The organism is Clostridium sardiniense (genome assembly GCF_016907995.1).
Taxonomy (GTDB): domain Bacteria; phylum Bacillota; class Clostridia; order Clostridiales; family Clostridiaceae; genus Clostridium; species Clostridium sardiniense.
On record NZ_JAFBDA010000006.1, the window covers coordinates 156,581 to 177,690 of the forward strand.

The window sequence follows — 21,110 nt, forward strand, 5'->3', positions numbered from 1 at the left end:
GAATTCAAATGATAGGATTAATATTTTTTATATTTGGATTAGTATTTGGAAGTTTTTTTAATGTATGCATTTATAGAATACCAAGAGAAGAAAACATAGCGTTTCCACCATCACATTGTGCAAGGTGTGGTAGAGAGCTTAAAGCATATGAACTTATTCCTGTAATAAGCTATATAGCTTTAGGGGGGAAGTGCAAGGGTTGTAAGGAAAGAATTAGTTTTATATATCCTTTAGTGGAATTAATTACAGCATTCACATTTTTAGGAATGTATATTAAATTTGGTATTTCTATAAATACATTTAAGTATATAGTTCTATTTTCAATACTTATAATAGCAACGGTTATAGATATTAAAACTAAAGAAGTCTATTTTAATGTATCATTAGTTGGATTTTTACTTGGAATTATATTTTCTATAATTGAAATAGTAAATGGGAAACCAATAATTGAAGGGGTAATAAGTATACTTATACCACTTATTATAGTAGGAATTATATATTTACTATCAAAGAGATTTGATGGATTTGGAGGAGGAGATTTAGAAGTTTATTTATTTATAGCCTTATATTTAAATCCAACATTAATGGGACTTACAATATTTTTCTCAATAGTTACAGGAGGTATTTTTGCTATAGTACTTTTATTAATGGGAAAAAGAAAAATGGCAATACCTTTTGTTCCGTTTATTTCAATAGGAGCACTTATTTCGGTATTATGGGGTATTAATATACTAAATATATATTTATCTACATTATGATGGGAGGAATAAAATGTTTAAATTAGGCAAGAAAAATAGTATAGTTTTGGCTTTTAAAGATGAGTTTGTAGATATAGTGGTAGGAAATAAAAATGAAATTAAATTATATGATTCTATTCCTATAGAAGAAGGTATATGTGTAGAAGGAACTATAAAAGATGAAGCAAGATTATCAGAGTTATTATTAAAATATTTTTTAGAACATGATATAGATGAAGATGAAGTATCTTTTGTTATATTTGGAAGTGATGTTATAACAAGACATATTCAATTACCATATATGAATAGTGAGAATTTAAGAGAAACTATAGAATTTGAAGTGAAAGAATTAGTTCAAAATGGTGAAGATTACTATGTAGATTATGAAATTGTAGGAAAAGAAAAAGGGACACGTAATCCAAAGCTAGATGTATTAGTTGCTGCATGTATAAAAAGTAAAATAGATGGATATGTAGAATTAAGTAAATCTTTAGGTAAAAGGTTGAAAGTAATAGATGTATTAACCAATACTATAAATAAAGTTTTGCTTAACAGTGATTTAGAATACAAAAATAAAACTATAGCATTATTTTATTTAGGATATAGTTTTAGTATTGTTTCTATAATAAACGATGGTATCATGAGACTTGAAAGAAATATACCTTTTGGATTTCAAAATATTATAAGAGAATATAAAAAAGGTTCTTCAGATTATAAGTCTAGTGGAGAGAAAAGTAGCTATAGCAATTCAAATAAATTATACATAAAAAACTTTGATTTATTAGAAACTTTTGAAGAATGTCCTAAAATAAAAGACTCTATAGATAATTTATTATCTATAGTATATAAGACTATTAAGTTTTATGATTCAGGTAAAAATGAAAATAACGTAAATAGACTTGTAATATTACATAGCCTAGAGCTTAACAAAGTAGCTGCAGAATATATAGAAGATTACTTTTCAATAAAAAGTAAATTAGTAAGAAACATAGAAGAGTTAGGACTTCAAGTTAAAAATACAAATAAAGAGTTTGGAAGATTCTTGCCTCTTTATGGTTTATTTTTAAGGAGATATTAATATGAGAAAGCAATTAAATCTTAATCCAAAAGCAATAGAAAAAGGTAATAAAAAAGATATAGGAAAGCTATTGATAGGTATTTACTTATTAATAACTATTATACTATTTATAAATGCAGGAGTTATATATTATGATAATAAAGCTTTAGAGAAGAGTAATGCAGCTATAAAGTTGGAGATAGGTAATTATAAAGAAGCAGGCAGTGATTACAACAACATATCTGATGATATAAAAAATAAAGAGAAATTTATAAATAAAATTAAGACAATAGATAGAGATATTTCTGCATGGGAATATATAAATACATTAAAAAAATATTTCCCAAGAAATGTATCTTTAGAAAATATAAGTTTTACTACTAATGGAATTGATATGACTGGTATAGCAAATAAAGAAGAAGAAGTAACTGTATTTTTAGCAAATTTACAAATGAGCAAAATGTATAAGAATGCAAGACTTGTTTCTATGAATGATATTAGTATTACATTAAATAATTATATGGAAAGCTTGAAGATAAATGATAATGTAAAGAGTAAAGATATTAGTGATAATAAAAATACAGCTAATAATTCTAATGATAATAATAAAGATAAAAGCAACCAATCAATGGATGAAAAACCAAAAGTGATTACTAAGGTTAAATTTACTATTTCAGTAGAAGGAGTAAAGAATGATGAGAAAAAGTAAAAAAGGTAAAGAAAGTAATAAATTTATAAAACATTTAAAGGGATTGAAGAGAAAAGAAAAGTTACTTTTATTTACAAGCGTATTAATATTTACTTTTCTTATAATACAGGAATTAGTAATAAGGCCTTTAAATAATAAACAAAATAATTTAAAAGAAGAAGAAGTTGCTCTTAATGAAAATAAAGTAGACGCGCTCTATGGAATAAATAAGCAAGATGAATTAAAAATAAAATTAAATGATATTACATACGATTATAATAAAATTTTATCTGAGTTACCAAGAACTGAGAAACAGGCAGAAATACTCAATGAATTAACAACAATTTCAAATGAAACTAATATAAAATTAACAGATATTAGTTTTGGAAATGAAGATAGAATATTAAAAGTAGATGATAATGATAGAAATTTAAATAGCAATATAGAAAATAATAGTAATGAAATAGATGGTACAAGTTCTAATGAAACAAGTAACAAGACTGATAAATCTAAATTGAAAAAGGATGATGTATTAGTTCATAGTGCAATTTTTAAAGTAACTGGTAGCTTTGAGAACTTAGTTGATTTTATAAAGAGAATAGAAAAGACAAAAAGAAAAATAAATATAAATAATTTAAAAATAGAGAAGACGAGTTTGGATGAAAATGGAAATATAAAAAACATACTTCAAGCAACAATTAATATAGAGTATTACAATTTAAATTATAAGGAGAATGAGAAGTATGATTTTAATAAAGGAACATACGGTAAACAAAATTATTTCCAATAAGAAAGGAATAAGTTTAATAGAAATTGTTGCAGCACTTGCAATATTTACAGTTCTTTTTATTAGTGTTAGTAGTCTTATAATGAGTGCTATGAAAAGTGAAAATTCAACTAATAATTCAATAAAATCAACAAGTATTATACAAGGTGTAAGGGATACATTATATAACAAAGATAATACATTTTTTAAAAACTATTTAAATGGTAAAGATGTTAGGTTTGAATTAAACAATGTATATTCTATACAAAGAATGCTTATTGATGATATACAAAATGGAAGTGAAATGTTAAAAGGAGATAGCTATATATCAGATAGCGATAAAAATAACCCTATAAAATATATCGTATATATAAATACTAAATCGCAAACAGAAGGATTATATAATGTAACTTTATCAATAATACCATTAAATAAATCACAATATTATTATTATGAGAATGGACAAAGAGTACCAAGTGGGGATGATATAACTTTAAATACTAAAGGTATTCAAGTGATGAGTCAGCAGATGATTATAAGACCAATTAGTGATGATGGAAATAATATTGATAAATAACCTTTAGAGAGGAGGTTATATATGAAGAAGAAAGGGTTTACTTTAGTTGAACTTATAGCCGTTATGGCAATAATGTCAGTAATTTTAGTTGCAATAGGAGGCCTTTATATTACAGGAATAAAGCGAGCAGAAAGTACAAAAATTAACGGAGATATTGAAAATAAATATAGAAATTTTTATCAAGTCACTAAAGATTCAATAAGTAAAAATAGAGGGGATATTCATCTTTTTTATAATAATGAATCAAAACAATGGTGGAATTTCTATGTAAAATCAGGTACCAATATCAATTTTATTAATGAAGGAAAAAAAGATGGCTATTCTGTTCAAAAAGCTTATTTAGCAACGAAAAATAGTACAGGTGATAAAGAAAAAATATTGGTTTCATTTGGAAATGGTAAGGTAAGATCTTTTTATATGATTGAAATTAATGGAAAAGATGTAGAGTATAATTATGATGTTAATAACAATAATCAAGGAAAGGTAGATATTACAGGAGACATATTATCATATCAGAAATTATGTGATGATGTAACAAAATTTAATATAAGTGAAAATAATAATGTTTATTATTTTTATATTCAATATACTAAAAAGGAAGTTATACGAGATTATGATTTTTCAGTAAACAAGACTGATGATAGGGTGGTCACTGTAGAAGATGATAATAATCAGAGGGGAGATCCTTATTCATCAAAACCATTGGATGATTTTTATAATAGCATAGGAGGAATGACTCTTTTAAATAGTAATAATATTGTTTTAAATTCTTCACTTCATTTTACGGACTCTTCCTATTACGTCAATGGAGAAGCTAAGGGAAGTGAGGAGGATGATAGAAATTTTGAAAGTATAGTTCAAAATAATAGTCAGTTTTGGGGAACTGTAGCCACAAATAATATTAAAAATTTGAATAATGGAAATATGAATTCTATAGAATTAAGTCTGAAACTTAAAACAGATTATAATTATACTATTTATGATAATTATATAAAGAACTGTATTAAAAGAATGGGAAATTATAATATAATTTTAGTTAAAAATAATGGTCAATTTAATTTATTTAATAATTTTGAAGAAATAAATGGAGGACTAAGTCAATATGTTTTGGCTATAATAAGAGATGGAAATAATAGTCATATCTTATTAACTAATTTATCGATAAACTTAGATAATTGTACAGTAAATAATATGTTAATATATACAAACAAAAATATAAATTTAAGTTCAGTTAAGTGTAGAAATAGTAGTTTAGTTTCTGGAGGAAGTATTTATATTTATGGCCCATTAAGTATAAATGGGGAATATAGTAAAACAGATACAACTAAATTTTATATTTCAAAGTTTTTTGAATAGACATCATATTAATAAAATAAAGCTTAGAATAGGAAAGAGTGAAAACTATGAAAAAAAGAGGATCAGCCCTAGTAGTAGTTTTATTAACCTTAACAGCGTTACTTATAACAGGATTAGCAGTTTATTCGTATATAGTAAATACAAGTAAAACAAACAATGGAGAAATGAAGAAAGAAGCTATTGAAACAGCAGCAATGTCAGCACTTAATATCGGAGAATATTATTTAATAAATGATAAAAATTATAAAAATATTAGCTCAGGAAGTAGTAAAGATATTCCAAATGAATATATACAAAAGAAAATTAGTGATAGTAATTTTAATGAAAGAAATAATATTGATGAAGAAAATAAACTGAATTTTTATAATTATAATATTACATTAAAAAATAATGGAGATAAAAGTTATACTATAAGTGCAACAGCGCATAAAGATAATAATAACTGTATAAAGCAAAGTAAAGTAATAATAAAATTGGAAAATAATTTAACAAAAGAGGAAAGGATACAGCTATTTTTAAATAATAGTTCAGGACTTACTTTATTAAATACAAATAATTTCAATGTTAGTGATAATTCGTTTGTTATATTAGAAGATTCAACTTTTAATATAAAAGGAGTCCTTAAAAGTAATACTGTTAATGCAGACAAGCAATTAGATGAATTTTTACCGGATGATAAAATTAATGATTCTTATGTTTATAATACTAAAAATATCAATAATGGTATGAAGAGAGTAGATGGATTAAATTTAAAATTTGGACAAAGAGATGCAAATATGTATGACTTAGGACAAGAAATTAAGTGGTTAGAAGCAGAAAGCTGGGTATCAAAAAATAATGTTATTTTAATAAATAATAATGGGTATGAATTTGCAAGATTAAGTGAATTAAATGATGATACATTGAAAAATTACTCGGCAGCAGTAATAGCAATTGATTCAAGTTATGATAATTATGTAATTTTATGCAATGGTAAATTAACATTACAGGGAAATCTATATATTTCTCTATTAGAGGGTTCAGGAGAAAATCAATTTTTTATATATTCTACTGATTCAATACAGTTAAATAATGCAGAAATAAATAATAGAATAAGTTTAATTGCTGGAAATAGAATTACTATAGATAATTACTCAAACATTAAGGCTTATGAACAATTTACATATTCACAAAGTTCTATAAAAAATATACTAGAAAAGTTTACAAAATAGACTTAACTAATCAGTTAAGTCTATTTTTATAATATTTTTTATTTTAGATTAAGTAAACGTTTATTGTAAGCCTAGTTAATAGTTTGTTCAAATATAATTTTTATTGAAGATATATATGTATGATAGTATTAATTTATTGGAAGTAATGGCAATATTTTATCAGTAGAGTAGTTATTTTATAAAATAAAAATATAGCTGGAAATAAGAAGATATAAGGTGTGAAAGGTTTTTTTGATTAAAATAGATTTTATAGTGTTTATTTAAAATAAATTTTTAATTTTGAACTGGAAAATATCCAATATGTATCAATATAAGACAAAAAACAACAAAAATACACTTAAATTATTGTTAAAGTGTGAATATTGTGATATTATTTTAAATAACAAAAGAGGAGGAATGATTTTTGAAGAAAATTGCGTTAATAGCTGATAGTAGCTGTGATTTAAGTTTAGCTACATTAAAAGAATATAATATTGAATTATTACCAATGAGAATAATATACAAGGATAAAGAATTTCTAGATAAAATTACAATCACTCCCAAGGAAATGTATGCAAATTTAGAGGAAGAAGTGCCAACTACATCACTTCCAGATTTAAAGTATACTGAAGATTTAATAGAGAGACTTAAAAATGAGGGTTATACTGATGCTATAGTAATAACTGTTTCAAGTAAGTTATCAGGAACATATAATAGTATAAGATTAATATGTGAAGCTCATCACGAATTGAACTTTCACTTTTTTGATACAAGAACATTAGGGTATCCTCAAGGAGTAATTGCTATAGAGACTGCAAAACTCATAAAAGAGGACAAACCTTTAGAAGAAATATTAAAGTCGCTTGAAGATATAAGAAAGCGTACTCACGGATATATAACTTTTGCAACTTTAGAGTATTTAAAAAAAGGTGGCAGAATAGGAAAAGTAGCTGGAACTATTGGTGAAATGTTACATTTAAAACCAATAGTATCATCAAATGATGAGGGCGAGCTATATAATTACATGAAAGCTAGAGGTAGAAAAAAAGCTATTTCAAAGATGAAAGAAATATTAGATGAATATCTAGCTAAAGGTAAATGTAGAGTGTGGATATTATCAGGTGATGCTGATGATGAAGCAAAGACCTTTTATGATTCAGTAAAAGATATGCCAAATATAACGGAAATATCATTAGAAGAAATTGGTGCTGCGATGGGAATTCATACGGGCCCAGGAGCACTTGGTATGGCTATATTTGAAGAAAGATAGAAAAAGGAGTATATAATATACTCCTTTTAATTTTTTTATACTTTCTTTAGATTTCTTAAATTTTCCTTTATTTTTGCTTCATTATTTGAATTTGAGTACTAAAAAGTGTATTATAAAGAGAGTTCAAATTAAAGAAAATTTAACATAATTAACAATAAAACAAAAAAGGAGATTAGGAGATAGAGGTATGGCGTATTTAATTTTATATTTCACAGTTTATAGTGTCTTAGGGTGGATATGTGAATGTATATATTGCGCAGCTATAGATAAGGTATGGGTAAATAGGGGATTTTTAAATGGTCCTGTGTGCCCAGTGTATGGATTTGGTGCAATGTTAGTAATATGGTTATTAGATAGATTTAAAGGAAATATGTTATTGCTTTTTGTAATGGCAGTAATTATAACTACAGCAATAGAATATATTACTGCTGTTATATTAGAAAATGCATTTGACCTGAAATGGTGGGATTATTCAAACTATAAATTAAATTATAAGGGTCGTATTTGTGTATTAAATTCAGTTATATTCGGATTTTTATCATTATTTTTAATTAAAATTCTTAATCCATTTGTTATAGAGAAAGTTTCATTAATACCAGATAAATATGTATTTATATCTGCTGCAATTATAATTATTATATTTATTGTAGATATAATTGCTACAGTTACTTCATTAGTTGATATGAATGAGATGCTTAGAAAAATTACACAAATTAATGTGGAATTAAAAAGTTTAGGGATTTCAATGGATAAATTTAATGATATTGAATTTAATAAAGTTTTCAATAAGCTTAAGATGACAGAAGATATTAAGAATTTCAAATTTAAATTTGAAGATACTTATAATAATTTTAAGAAAATGCAACTTAAATCAAGTATACAAAATAGATTAATGAGAGCATTCCCAGATATGAGATCCAACATATATGGGGAACAGTTTAAAAAATTAAAAGATAGTATAGCTGACTATTGGAATAGAAAACAAAATTAACAGAATCATTAAACATAAATCATCTTCATAGGTATATAATTATATATAATGGAGGTGTTTTTATTTTGAGAGAAATTGTAATATATTTTACAATCTATAGTTTTTTAGGGTGGGTTGCTGAAACAATTTATTGTTTTATAATAGATAAGAAATTTACATATAGAGGCTTTTTATATGGTCCAGTTTGTCCTATATATGGATTTGGAGGAGTTATAGTAATTAAATTTCTTCATGGAATAGGTAATAATCCAATTAAAGTATTTTTGGGAGGAATGATATTAGCATCTGTATTAGAATATATAACCTCTTATGTTCTTGAAAAATTATTTCATATGAAGTGGTGGGATTATTCTACTTATAAATTTAATATAAATGGTAGGGTTTGCCTAAAAAATTCTATATTCTTTGGCTTATTAGCTCTTTTTATAGTAGAAATCCTAGAACCTATGCTTAGAGATTCTGTAAGCAGTATACCATCAAGTATAATATATCCAGTGTCAACTATTATAATTATAATATTTATTATAGATTTAACATTTACGGTAGCACACTTAATTCACTTAAAGGAGCATTTGGATAGACTTAAAAATATTAAGGGTGACTTAAAGGAGCTAAATATAGAATTTAAGCAATTTACAGAAGCTGAATTTGAAAAGATTAAGATGGAAATTGCTACTAGAAAAAATAATGGACAAAATATAGATATGTTAAATAAGGTTATGATAAAATTAGATTCACTTAAAAATGAAGCAAAACAAAATAAAAGAGTTTTAAAAGCTTTCCCACATGCAAAGTACAATAAAGAACATACTCACTTTAAAGAACTTAAAAATCTTATAGATAATAAGTAACTTTAATTTCTATTGTTAATAATATTTAAAATATGTATAATAGGAATGATAATTATAAAAATGGAGTGAACATAAAGATGAGAATGAGAAGAAAGCCTTGGGCAAGACCAGAGTTAGAAGCATGTGACTTTTTCATAGTAGATCCAAAAGAATTAAAAGGAAAATGGAATAATTCTTATAAAAAAGAACAACCTATTTATTTAGAACTTGGATGCGGAAAAGGTACATTTATGGCAGTGCATGCATCACACAATAAGAATATTAATTATATAGCTATAGATATAAAAGATGAAGTTTTAGTATTAGCAAAAAGAAACATAGAAAAAGCCTTTGAAGAGCTAGGAGAAAGTTTAGATAATGTTAAACTTATGGCACAGGAAATTTTATTAATTGATGAAATACTTGGAGAAGAGGATAGTATAGAAAGAATATATATTAATTTTTGCAATCCATGGCCAAAGGAGAGACATAAGAAGAGAAGGCTTACTCATACTAGACAATTAGAAAATTATAAAAAATTCCTTACAAGTAACGGTGAGATATGGTTTAAAACAGATGATGATGAGTTATTTGAAGAATCGTTAGAGTATTTTAAAGAGAGTGGATTAAATATAAAATATATAACATATGATCTTCATAATAGTGGTTTTGAAGGAAATGTTAAAACAGAGCATGAAGAAATGTTTACTGCACAAGGAATAAAAACTAAGTTTTTAATAGCTACAAGATAAGAAAAAACTACCTTAATTAAGGTAGTTTTTTTATATAATTACTAAATATTATAGCGATGAGCTTAAAAATAAAAGAGGGTTTTAGGAAAATAGAGGGACAAATAACATTTATTGTAGGCACATATGAATAATGAATGAACAAAGCTGAATTAAATAGTATCCATATAAAATATAATCTATAAATATATTTTAAAGTAAGTAAAATAGAGAGGATCATTCATTTATAATTAAAAAAAATAATAGTATGACATAAATTTATAATGTAAACAAAGTGAAAATAGGACAATAATAGTATTGAGTTTTAAAAAAAATTAGAACATAATTAAAAAAGAAAATAAAATGAATAATAATTGAGGTAGAGGTGCAAATTTAAATAGTACTATTAATGAGGTAAGCACAATGAATTAATAGGAAAGGTAAATTTGCCGAAGTATTCAACTGATGCTTTAAGGTTGTATTGCTGGTCTAATACATAATATGTACTAGATTGTCACAAATATTTTGTGGAGAGCTATCATTCAAAGGTCCTAATTAGTTTATATACGTATATTAATACGATTGACTTATTACCCTGAGTGATATTTTCCTCAGGGTTTTATTTTCGCTATAAACTAAGGAGGAATTTAAATGAGTGAAACAGAGAATAGCGAGTTAAAAAGAAGTCTTAAGGCAAGGCATTTAAATATGATTGCACTTGGTGGATCTATAGGTACAGGAATATTTCTTGCTATGGGAGATAGTATTCATGTAGCAGGGATTGGAGGATCTATAGTCGCATATGGAATAATTGGAATAATGGTATACTTCTTAATTACTAGCCTTGGAGAAATGGCAACGTATATGCCAATATCAGGTTCTTTTGGTGCATATGCCTCTAAATTTATTGATCCAGCATTAGGATTTGCCCTTGGATGGAATTATTGGTATAACTGGGCGATAACAATTGCAACAGAGATGGTTGCGGGATCTCTTGTTATGAAATATTGGTTTCCAAATGTTCCAGGTATAATCTGGAGTAGTATTTTCTTAGTACTAATAGTTGGGTTAAACCTTTTATCTTCAAAGGCCTATGGAGAGTCCGAGTTTTGGTTTGCAGGAATTAAAGTTGTTACGGTTATTGTATTTATAGTTGTTGGAGTACTTATGATATTTGGTATTATGAATGGGGATACAGTTGGATTTAAGAATATATATGCAAATGGGGGACCTTTTGTTGGAGGTTTTAAATCAATCTTTTCAATATTCTTAATTGCAGGATTCTCATTCCAAGGTACAGAACTTATTGGTATTGCTGCTGGAGAGTCAGAAAACCCAGAAAAGACAATTCCAAAAGCAGTACATACAATTTTTTGGAGAATACTTATATTTTATATAGGAACAATACTTGTTATTGGATTAATAATACCATCAGCACAAGCTGGAGTTAGCACAAGTCCATTTACTATGGTATTTGAAAAAGCAGGTATTGCAGGTGCAGCATCTCTTATGAATGCAGTTATATTAACATCAGTTTTATCAGCAGGTAACTCAGGAATGTATGCATCAAGTAGAATGTTATATGCTATGGCAAAGAGCGGAATGGCACCAAAGATATTTGCAAAATTAAATAAAAGAGGTGTACCTACAAATGCTATAATATTAACTACAATTATTGCATCAGCTTGTTTTCTTACAGGACTTTATGCAGAAAGTACAGTCTATGTTTGGCTTGTGGCAGCATCAGGACTTGCAGGATTTATAGCTTGGCTTGGAATAGCAGCTTGTCACTATAGATTTAGAAAAGCTTATATATATCAAGGTAAAGATTTAAGTAATTTACCATACAAAGCTAAAATGTTTCCTATAGGTCCTATAATAGCACTATTACTTTGTGCTGTAGTTATTGTAGGTCAAGGCTTTTCTTATATTAAGCCAGAAGGGATAGACTGGATGGGTATAATTTCATCTTATATAGGAATACCGCTATTTATAATTTTATGGGCTTGTTATAAGATAAAACATAAATCAAAAATAGTTAAGTTACAGGATGTAGATTTAGAGGTAGATACGCTGAAAAGAGATGTAACTAAAGAAGTTTGCGAAGAAAATGTGACTCAAAATATCTTAGAAGAAAATTAATATATTTTATATAAATAAATGAATCTCTCACTAAAATTTAGTGAGAGATTCATTATGAAATATCAGAAAAGGTTTTCAAATTATTATAAATGTGCTATAATAACAACAGAAAATCAAAGGAGGAATTGTTTTATGACACAATTAGTACCAACACCACATAATAACGCTAAATTAGGAGATATAGCAGAAACAGTGCTTCTACCAGGGGATCCATTAAGAGCTAAATATATAGCAGAAACTTTCTTAGAGAACCCTGTTCAATATAATACTGTAAGAGGAATGTATGGATATACAGGAACTTACAAAGGAAAGAGAATATCAGTGCAAGGAACTGGAATGGGAATTCCATCAATAGGAATATATACTTATGAATTAATACATTTTTATGGAGTTAAGAATCTTATAAGAATAGGTTCAGCAGGAGCTATTCAAGAAGATTTAAAATTACATGATGTTGTAATAGGAATGGGATCATGTACAGATTCAAACTTTGCAAGTCAATTTAATTTACCAGGAACATTTGCACCGATTGCAAGTTATGAATTATTAGAAAAGGCAGTTAATTCAGCTAAAGACTTAAATGTAAATGTTAAAGTAGGAAATATACTATCAAGTGATGTATTCTACGGAGAAGAAGGATTAGATGGATTAAAGAAATGGCAAAAGATGGGAGTACTTGCTGTAGAAATGGAATCAGCAGGACTTTATATGAATGCTGCTAGAGCTGGTGTAAACGCTTTATGTATATTGACAATATCAGATTGTCCATTTACTGGTGAAGTAACAACAGCAGAAGAAAGACAACTTGCATTTACTAATATGATGAAAGTTGCATTAGAATTAGCATAGTATTTTATAAAGCTTGTATCAATTTTGATACAAGTTTTTTTGTATATAAAAATAAAAATTGTTGAAACTTAATATTGTGAGTGATATTCTTATTAATAATAAATTACAGGGTGGTGTTTATATGAACTTTAATGACGGAGTGGATTATAATAAATTTTTAGAAGAGGCAACTTCAGATCAAATGGAGATGATTAAAAAACAAGCGGGAGTTTCTAAAATTTGTGATTATGGGTTAGATAAACTAAAGAAAATAGATAAAGAAGTTAAAGTTGCAGTATTTTCAGAAACTAGATGTGGAGATGCAGCAACTGCAATACCTATATTATTAGGACTTAAAGAATTAAATAAAAACATAAATATTAAATTCTTTAAGACTGAGAATTATAAAGAATTTTTAGAAAATAATTTAGGAGAGAGTAGAATACCAACTATATTAAAAGTTGATGATGAATTTAATATAATAGATAAGTATATAGAATTTCCAAAATGTGTGAAAGATAGATTGGCAAATGAAGAAAAAGAAGATGTAGTTAGAGAATTTAGAAGCGGAAAGTATTCAGAAGAAATTCAAAAATCACTTATTCAATTAATATTAAAGTAACCAAAAGAAATGTAGCAAAAACAATTAAACCCAAATATATTATAGAGAGAATTAATATATAAAGGATAATATATATGAATGGTATGAATCCATTACTAAACATGCTATTTGGAGGCATGGGAAACCCAATGGGAGGTATGGGAAATCCAATGGGAGGCATGGGAAATCCAATGGGAGGACTTATGAATATGCTACTTGGTGGAATGAATCCAATGGGAGGTATGGGAAATCCGATGGGCGGTATGGGAAATAACATGCCACCTCAAATGAATAATATGCAAGGATCAAATATGCAAGGACAAAATCCATTAATGAATATGATGATGAATATGATGGGAAATATGAACGGTATGGGTAATCAGAATACTGTGAATACTATGAATAATATGAATAGAAATATGAATCAAAACAATGGAAATCATAGATCAAATCATAGAAATTCAAATAGTAGGAATTCAAATAATATGAATAATAATAACATGAATCCAAATAACATGAACCCAAATAATATGAATTTAAACAATATTAATCCTAATAATATAAATCAAGAAGACATGAAGAGGATTATGGAGATGTTTATGCAAAATATGAATAATTCATCAAATGATAATGAGTATAGTAATGAAAAATCTCATAGGAAGCATAGAAGATAGCAGGAAAAAGAACCATTTTAACTATAGATAGTTAAAATGGTTCTTTTTGTATAAAATAATAGAGAAATATGGATAAGTTTTTTAGATATAGTCTTTAAAGTATACATTACATTTAAATAGTTAATTATTTATAGTAAAAATACCTTGTATTGTTACACACTTAATATATCATTAATCTCAAATGTGATTAAAATCACATTTTTGTATTCTTAAAAGAGTAAAATTAAGAATATAGAAGGTAGATAGACACTAAAGGTTGAGGCTAGAGGATAGGATCTAGATTGAATCATTAGTATTTATCTTAATACTTATTAGGAGGAATACAAAATGGTAGTAGAAGAAGTTAGTGAATTAGAAATTGAAAAGATTTTATCAGGAGAAGATGATGAAAATATTAAAGAATTTAAAGACTTTTTAAGAAGTTTTGGGATAGAGGATACATTTCAAGATATAACAGCAAAACATCTTAAAAAGAGATTAGAAGTATTACTTGCAATAGCAGAAGAGGGAAAAGATTCTAAGCTTACAAGCAAGAAGAAAGAATTAAAGAGAGTTTTAGACAATCTAAAGGGGATTAAAGATAAGAGAGCTGAAATGAAAGCTTTAAGAGAAATATATGCAGAGTTCCAAGATTGTGATTTAGAAACTAAGGAGCTTGATAAAAAGTTAAAACATTCATTAAAAGAAGTTAAAAAGTATGAACACTTCAAAAAACATGAAGAAAGAATTGCACAAAAATGGATTAGAGAATTAGATAAAAAAGGTAATAAGATAGAAACAGAAGATGTCATCTAATCTTTAGTTTTACATTATTATATACACCTGAAGGGAGCATCAATTTTGATGCTCCTTTTTCAAAATAAGTTCATTATATCCGATATTTATAAATGTTTTATTTGTTTCTTCAATTATTAAATTTACACGGTTATCTTTAAATTCTAAGTTTCTCATATATAATTTATCAGAAGAAAGAGTAGATAATATTATTAAATCTCGTATTCTTATTTGCTTATCATTAATACAAGCATCTATCAGAAAATAATTATATTTTAATAGCTTTGTAATTAGATGATATATTCCTGTTTTAAGTTTATAAGGAAATAAAAATTTATTCGCAATTATAACTATAATAACACCTAATAATATAAATATAATTCTATGTATGGCTATAACGTTAAGTGAAGTATTTAAGGAGGCTACAGATATGGATGCCATAGCTGTAAAAGTTGAAAGCTTATAATATTCTTTAAATCCATATGCTAAATAAAGAGAAATAATTAATATTATAATAGTTAAATACTTATTATCTGAAATAGTTAATACAATTATTAGAAGAAATATTCCTATAAAATTTCCCTTCAATCTTTCTTTTCCTTTACTTATTGTATCTTCATAATAGGGCTGCATTACAGACATTATTGTAATTGCAACCCAAATAAACTTGTATATAGAGTAAATATTACCTAGAAATATAGTTAAAGAAAGGGTTATAGAAATTCTAAGGGCAAAATTAAGTCTAATTGACCCAAAATAAAAATTATTTATAAAATAGTTTTTAATCCTATCAATATCAGATCTTTTCCAAGTAATATATTTCTTATTAATATCTTTTTTATTTAAGTTATATAGCTCTTTTATAGAGTTTTGAAGTTCTTTAAAAATAGATGTTAAATAATTATAGTATGATATATCAGAATATATAGATATAAATATATCTATATCTTTTATTATATTTTTAGAAGAGTCATCTGTTTCAATTCTTTTAAGTATAGAATCTATTAATATTTTAAGTTCTCCAAAAAATACCCTAAGTTCTAAAGAAATGTGATTATTATAGTTATTACTTAAAGCGAATTCTTTTAAATAAATATTTATTTTTCCTAAGATAATATATATATCAAAATTTATTTTTCCTAAGTTCGTAGTTAAACTATTTTTATATCGTGTTGTATATATTTTATAACAAAATCTTCTTAGTTCTTTTGATATATTTGAATAAATTTTCTCATTAAAGAATCCATTACTTAATGAGCTAAGTTGTTCACTAAATAGTGATAGTGGATGGCAGAGAGTATCTTTTATAAACTCTTTTTTACTAAAGAGAGAAGAAATGAGGATAAATATTACAACAATAAAAATACCAAGAAATATAACTAACAATCTATTTATATATGAAGATAAGATTGGAGTAGAAAATGATGTAAAAACATAGAGCATAATAAAAGGTTTATATATTTTAGGGTTATATCTAACCGTTAAAAAATAGGATATAAAAAATATGGTTATAAAGTTTATTATTATACCAATATAAGGATATAAAGAAGATATGAATGATAGTGTTACTAATAGGAAATCAATAAATAGTAATCTTATAATTTTGTATATTGGTTTTATATTTAAATTTTCAAAAGATAATGCAATAGCTGTCAATGTTATTGGGAATGCTAACATAACATTATCTTGACCTAATAAAATTATTATTAACAAAACTGTTAAATTAGCAATTGTTCCATATTTAAGCATTGTCTTTGTATTTAAATTTATTTTAGCTAAAAAAGATTTTATCATAAAAAATTCTCACTCCCTACTGTTAATCTATATTATTTGTATTAATAAAATTATTATTAATTGTTTATAAAATCATATTTATTAAAACGTCATATGCAAGATTAAAATGATAACAAAGTAAGATGAATAGTGAGAAATTATAGAAACACATATTATTTTTAAAAAAATAAAATGAATATATGTTTATAAAAAATTTATCTATTTTTAATAAATGTAACAGAAAGTATTGAGATGCTATGACACCTGTTGTATAATTGTGTGGTAACTTGTAATTTTTTGAATACAAGAGGGCGATTTAGGAGGGGTTAATAATGAAAAGAAAATTTATTGCATTAGCACTAACATTAGTTATGGCAACAGGATTAGTAGCATGTGGAGGCGGTGAAGACAAGGGTGATTCATCAGCTAAAAAATCAGATTTAAAGGTAGGTATGGTAACAGACTCAGGGACAATTGATGATAAGTCATTTAACCAAGGAACTTGGGAAGGTATAATTGAAGCTGAAAAGGAACTTGGAGTATCAAAGAAATACTTACAACCAGCAGGTGAAAAGCCAGCAGATTACTTAAAGTCAATAGGTGACCAATATGAAGCTGGAAATAAATTTATAGTTACACCAGGATATAAGTTTGAAACAGCTATATTTGAGGCTCAAGATAAATATGAAGATGCTAAATTTGTAATACTTGATGGAAATCCACATAATGGAGATTTTAAAGCAGTAGTTAAGCCAAATACTGTAGCAATATTCTTTGCTGAACATGAATCAGGATTCTTAGCAGGAGTTGCATCAGCAGTTCAAATGAAAGAAGCTAAGTTTGGATTTATAGGTGGAATGGAAATACCAGCAGTTCAAAAGTTTAACTGGGGATTCCAACAAGGTGTTAAATACGCTAACGAAAAATTAGGAACTAAGATTACTATAAATAAAGAAGATGTTATATATGAAGGAACATTCAACAATACAGCAGGTGGACAACAAATAGCAGCCAAGATGTATGATAGAGGCGTAAATGTAATCTTTACAGCAGCAGGCGGTACTGGAGCTGGGGCTATTACAGAAGCAAAAGCCAGAGCTCAAAAGGGTGAAGAAGCTTGGGTTGTAGGTGTTGACGTTGACCAATATGCAGAGGGATTATACAAAGATAAAGATGGTAAAGAGAAGTCAATTATCTTAACTTCAGCAACTAAGAACATAAAAAAATCTACTTTTGAAATGATTAAAGATGAAATAGATGGTAAATTCCAAGGCGGAAAAACTTTAATGTATGATGCTAAAAATGATGGTATAGGTCTTCCAGCAGAAAATCCTAATTTAAGTGATGAAGCAGTTAAAGCAGCAAATGACGCATTTGCAAAAATTAAATCAGGTGATATAAAAGTATCAATTGAACAAGGAAATTTAATTAAATAAATTAAACTTTAAGTATATAAAAGGTTTGGGGCGTGAAATCGCCCCTTTTTAGTATAAACAACATGTGGGGGAGGATATAAATGGAATATGCAGTAGAAATGCTTAATATTCGAAAAGAATTTCCAGGTATTGTTGCAAACGACAATGTAACTCTTCAATTAAGAAAAGGTGAAGTACATGCACTACTAGGAGAAAATGGTGCTGGTAAGTCAACACTTATGGGAATGCTTTTTGGGATGTACCAGCCTGATAGAGGAACTATTAAGATAAATGGAAAAGAAGTTAAGATTACAAATCCAAATAAAGCAAATGATTTAGGAATAGGTATGGTTCATCAACATTTTAAATTGGTTGAGAATTTTACAGTAACAGAAAATATAATTTTAGGTTGTGAGCCTAAGAAAGGGCTAGTTGTAGATATAAAAACTGCAGCTAAGAAAATAGAAGAACTTTCAAAAAGTTATGGATTAAATGTTGATCCATATGCAAAAATAGAGGATATTTCTGTTGGTATGCAACAAAGAGTTGAGATATTAAAGATGCTTTATAAAAAAGCAGACATATTAATATTAGATGAACCAACAGCAGTTTTAACACCTCAAGAAATAGAAGAGTTAATTAAGATAATAAAAGGATTAACTAAAGAAGGAAAATCAATTATCCTAATAACTCATAAACTTAAAGAAATTAAAGAAGTGTCAGATAGATGTACAGTAATAAGAAAAGGTAAATATATAGGTACAGTTAAAACTAAAGATACAACAGAAGCCCAAATGGCTAAAATGATGGTTGGAAGAGATGTTTCTTTTAAAGTAGAAAAGAAAAAGTCAAAGTTAAAAGATGAAGTATTAAGAGTAGAGAATATTTCAGTTAAAAATAATAAAAAAGTATTAGGTCTTAAAGATTTTTCATTATCTATAAGAGGAGGAGAAATCCTTGGAGTTGCTGGAGTGGAAGGAAATGGACAAGCAGAGTTAGTAGAAGCAATTACAGGACTTAGAAAAGTAGAAAGTGGAAGTGTTATATATAAAGATGAAAATATAACAAACGAAAAGACTAGAAAAAGAATTGAAAAAGGAATAGCACATATACCAGAAGATAGACATAAGAGAGGTCTTATATTGGATTATACTTTAGAAGAAAATATGATAATAGAAGTCTATAATAAAAAACCTTTCTCAAAAAAAGGAATACTTAATAAATCTGCTATAAGAAAATATGCAGAAAAAATATTAAGAGAATTTGATGTAAGGTCTGGAGAAGGTGCAATATCAAAAGCGAGAACATTATCAGGAGGTAATCAACAAAAAGCTATTATTGGCCGTGAAGTAGAATTAAATCCTGATTTATTAATAGCAGTTCAACCAACTAGAGGTCTTGACGTTGGTTCAATTGAATATATTCATAAAAGATTAGTAGAACAAAGAGATAATGGAAAAGCAGTACTTCTGGTTTCATTAGAACTTGATGAAGTCTTAAATTTATCTGATAGAATTGCAGTTGTAAATGGTGGAGAACTTATTGGAATTGTAGATGCTAAAAAAACAGATGAAAATGAAATTGGATTAATGATGGCTGGAGTTAAAGGAGGTAAGAAAAATGAAAACTAATAGAGGAATAGTATCTATATTAGCAATCATTTTAGGTCTTTTAACAGGTGCATTACTTATGTTTACGATAAACAGTAATCCTATAGAAGGATTTGCATATTTATTCCAGGGTGGACTTAAAAGCGTGGAGAGAATTGGTAATACTATAGCAACAGCTACTCCTTTAATACTTACTGGTTTATCTGTAGCTTTTGCTTTTAGAACAGGGCTTTTTAATATTGGAGCAGCTGGACAAATGTTATTTGGTGGATTTTGTGCTACAGCTGTAGGATTAACAGTTGATGTACCAAGACCATTACTTTTAGCATTAATGGTAGCTGCTGGTATACTTGGAGGTGCAGCAGTTGCAACAATTCCAGGTATATTGAAAGCTAAGTTTAATGTTCATGAAGTTGTATCAACAATTATGATGAACTGGACAGTATTTTGGTTTGTTTATTATGCGGTACCAAAATATTTTCAAGGACAATATGCAACAGAATCAAGACCATTACCAGATACAGCACTATTTAGATTAGAATGGCTTTCAAAGTTGTTTAAAGGCTCATATATAAACTTAGGGATAATTTTAGCTGTATTAGCGATTATTGTCATTGGATTTATATTAAATAAAACAACTTTAGGATATGAGCTTAAAGCGGTTGGATTTAATAGACATGGTGCAGAATATGCTGGAATACCAGTAAATAAGAACATAGTTCTTTCAATGATGATATCAGGTGGACTTGCAGGTCTTGCAGGTGCGATTGAATATGCTGGAAATACAAATATAATTCAAATAGGAGTACTTCCAACCCAAGGATTTGATGGAATAGCAGTTTCATTACTTGGCGCAAATTCTCCAATAGGAGTTTTATTTGCGGCACTTTTCTTTGGAGTATTATACACAGGAAGTGGATTTATGAGTGCTATGACAGAAATTCCACCAGAGATAGCAAATACTATTATGGCAACAATAATTTATTTTGCAGCAACTAGTGTTATGATAGAAAGATTAATTAACAAAATGAAACTTAAGAAAAAGCAAAAAGAACTCATACTTCCAATAGATGATAGAGTTAATGAAAGGAAGGTGAAGTAAT

At 26.9% G+C, this 21,110-nt stretch carries 20 protein-coding genes and 1 riboswitch; of the genes, 19 read left to right on the plus strand and 1 reads right to left on the minus strand.

What is annotated here, in order from left to right; translation table 11 throughout:
• Window positions 1-8: 8 nt before the first annotated feature.
• From JOC62_RS07275 to JOC62_RS07350, 16 genes are all read left to right on the plus strand, one after another.
• Window positions 9-758 carry a prepilin peptidase gene (locus JOC62_RS07275; protein WP_204594564.1) on the plus strand — a complete coding sequence of 250 codons (750 nt, stop codon included), beginning with the start codon at window positions 9-11 and terminating at the stop codon, window positions 756-758.
• Between the two features lie 13 nt (window positions 759-771).
• Complete coding sequence (gene pilM / locus JOC62_RS07280; protein WP_204594565.1) at window positions 772-1,815, plus strand: pilus assembly protein PilM; 1,044 nt, start codon at window positions 772-774, stop codon at window positions 1,813-1,815.
• Window position 1,816: 1 nt separating this feature from the next.
• Entirely contained in the window at window positions 1,817-2,503 is a 687-nt protein-coding gene (locus JOC62_RS07285; RefSeq protein WP_204594566.1) for a PilN domain-containing protein, read from the plus strand.
• Window positions 2,487-3,272, plus strand: coding sequence for a hypothetical protein (locus JOC62_RS07290; protein WP_204594567.1), 786 nt, complete (start codon window positions 2,487-2,489; stop codon window positions 3,270-3,272). Before JOC62_RS07285 ends, JOC62_RS07290 begins: the two co-directional genes overlap by 17 nt.
• Entirely contained in the window at window positions 3,226-3,825 is a 600-nt protein-coding gene (locus JOC62_RS07295; RefSeq protein ID WP_204594568.1) for a PulJ/GspJ family protein, read from the plus strand. The genes JOC62_RS07290 and JOC62_RS07295 overlap by 47 nt, the downstream gene beginning before the upstream one ends.
• A gap of 21 nt (window positions 3,826-3,846) precedes the next feature.
• Complete coding sequence (locus JOC62_RS07300; protein ID WP_204594569.1) at window positions 3,847-5,181, plus strand: type II secretion system protein; 1,335 nt, start codon at window positions 3,847-3,849, stop codon at window positions 5,179-5,181.
• Between the two features lie 47 nt (window positions 5,182-5,228).
• Entirely contained in the window at window positions 5,229-6,392 is a 1,164-nt protein-coding gene (locus tag JOC62_RS07305) for a hypothetical protein (RefSeq protein ID WP_204594570.1), read from the plus strand.
• A 403-nt stretch (window positions 6,393-6,795) separates the two neighbouring features.
• On the plus strand, window positions 6,796-7,641 hold the full coding sequence (locus JOC62_RS07310; protein WP_204594571.1) for a DegV family protein: 846 nt from the start codon (window positions 6,796-6,798) through the stop codon (window positions 7,639-7,641).
• Between the two features lie 187 nt (window positions 7,642-7,828).
• Window positions 7,829-8,632: a putative ABC transporter permease gene (locus JOC62_RS07315; protein WP_204594572.1), complete on the plus strand. Its 804-nt coding sequence runs from the start codon at window positions 7,829-7,831 to the stop codon at window positions 8,630-8,632.
• 65 nt (window positions 8,633-8,697) lie between these two features.
• Complete coding sequence (locus JOC62_RS07320) at window positions 8,698-9,483, plus strand: putative ABC transporter permease (RefSeq protein WP_204594573.1); 786 nt, start codon at window positions 8,698-8,700, stop codon at window positions 9,481-9,483.
• A gap of 77 nt (window positions 9,484-9,560) precedes the next feature.
• Window positions 9,561-10,214, plus strand: a complete 654-nt coding sequence (trmB, locus tag JOC62_RS07325; protein WP_204594574.1) for a tRNA (guanosine(46)-N7)-methyltransferase TrmB — start codon at window positions 9,561-9,563, stop codon at window positions 10,212-10,214.
• Window positions 10,215-10,562: 348 nt separating this feature from the next.
• Window positions 10,563-10,736: riboswitch (Lysine riboswitch) on the plus strand.
• A gap of 105 nt (window positions 10,737-10,841) precedes the next feature.
• Entirely contained in the window at window positions 10,842-12,332 is a 1,491-nt protein-coding gene (locus tag JOC62_RS07330) for an amino acid permease (RefSeq protein ID WP_204594575.1), read from the plus strand.
• A gap of 132 nt (window positions 12,333-12,464) precedes the next feature.
• A complete protein-coding gene (deoD, locus tag JOC62_RS07335; RefSeq protein ID WP_204594576.1) occupies window positions 12,465-13,181 on the plus strand; it encodes a purine-nucleoside phosphorylase in 717 nt (238 codons plus the stop codon).
• A 121-nt stretch (window positions 13,182-13,302) separates the two neighbouring features.
• Window positions 13,303-13,782 (plus strand): thioredoxin family protein, encoded by a 480-nt coding sequence (locus JOC62_RS07340; RefSeq protein WP_204594577.1) that lies wholly within the window; start codon window positions 13,303-13,305, stop codon window positions 13,780-13,782.
• Window positions 13,783-13,856: 74 nt separating this feature from the next.
• Window positions 13,857-14,435 (plus strand): hypothetical protein, encoded by a 579-nt coding sequence (locus tag JOC62_RS07345; protein WP_204594578.1) that lies wholly within the window; start codon window positions 13,857-13,859, stop codon window positions 14,433-14,435.
• 327 nt (window positions 14,436-14,762) lie between these two features.
• Entirely contained in the window at window positions 14,763-15,230 is a 468-nt protein-coding gene (locus tag JOC62_RS07350) for a hypothetical protein (protein WP_204594579.1), read from the plus strand.
• A gap of 39 nt (window positions 15,231-15,269) precedes the next feature.
• On the opposite strand, the gene JOC62_RS07355 is transcribed toward JOC62_RS07350, so the two are convergent.
• On the minus strand, window positions 15,270-17,003 hold the full coding sequence (locus JOC62_RS07355; protein WP_204594580.1) for an FUSC family protein: 1,734 nt from the start codon (window positions 17,001-17,003) through the stop codon (window positions 15,270-15,272).
• A 311-nt stretch (window positions 17,004-17,314) separates the two neighbouring features.
• Between JOC62_RS07355 and JOC62_RS07360 the strand changes: the two genes are divergently transcribed.
• The 3 genes from JOC62_RS07360 (at window position 17,315) to JOC62_RS07370 (ending at window position 21,109) form a co-directional block, all read left to right on the plus strand.
• On the plus strand, window positions 17,315-18,418 hold the full coding sequence (locus tag JOC62_RS07360) for a BMP family lipoprotein (protein ID WP_204594581.1): 1,104 nt from the start codon (window positions 17,315-17,317) through the stop codon (window positions 18,416-18,418).
• An 80-nt stretch (window positions 18,419-18,498) separates the two neighbouring features.
• Window positions 18,499-20,028, plus strand: coding sequence for an ABC transporter ATP-binding protein (locus JOC62_RS07365; protein WP_204594582.1), 1,530 nt, complete (start codon window positions 18,499-18,501; stop codon window positions 20,026-20,028).
• Window positions 20,018-21,109, plus strand: coding sequence for an ABC transporter permease (locus JOC62_RS07370; protein ID WP_204594583.1), 1,092 nt, complete (start codon window positions 20,018-20,020; stop codon window positions 21,107-21,109). The genes JOC62_RS07365 and JOC62_RS07370 overlap by 11 nt, the downstream gene beginning before the upstream one ends.
• Window position 21,110: the final 1 nt, after the last annotated feature.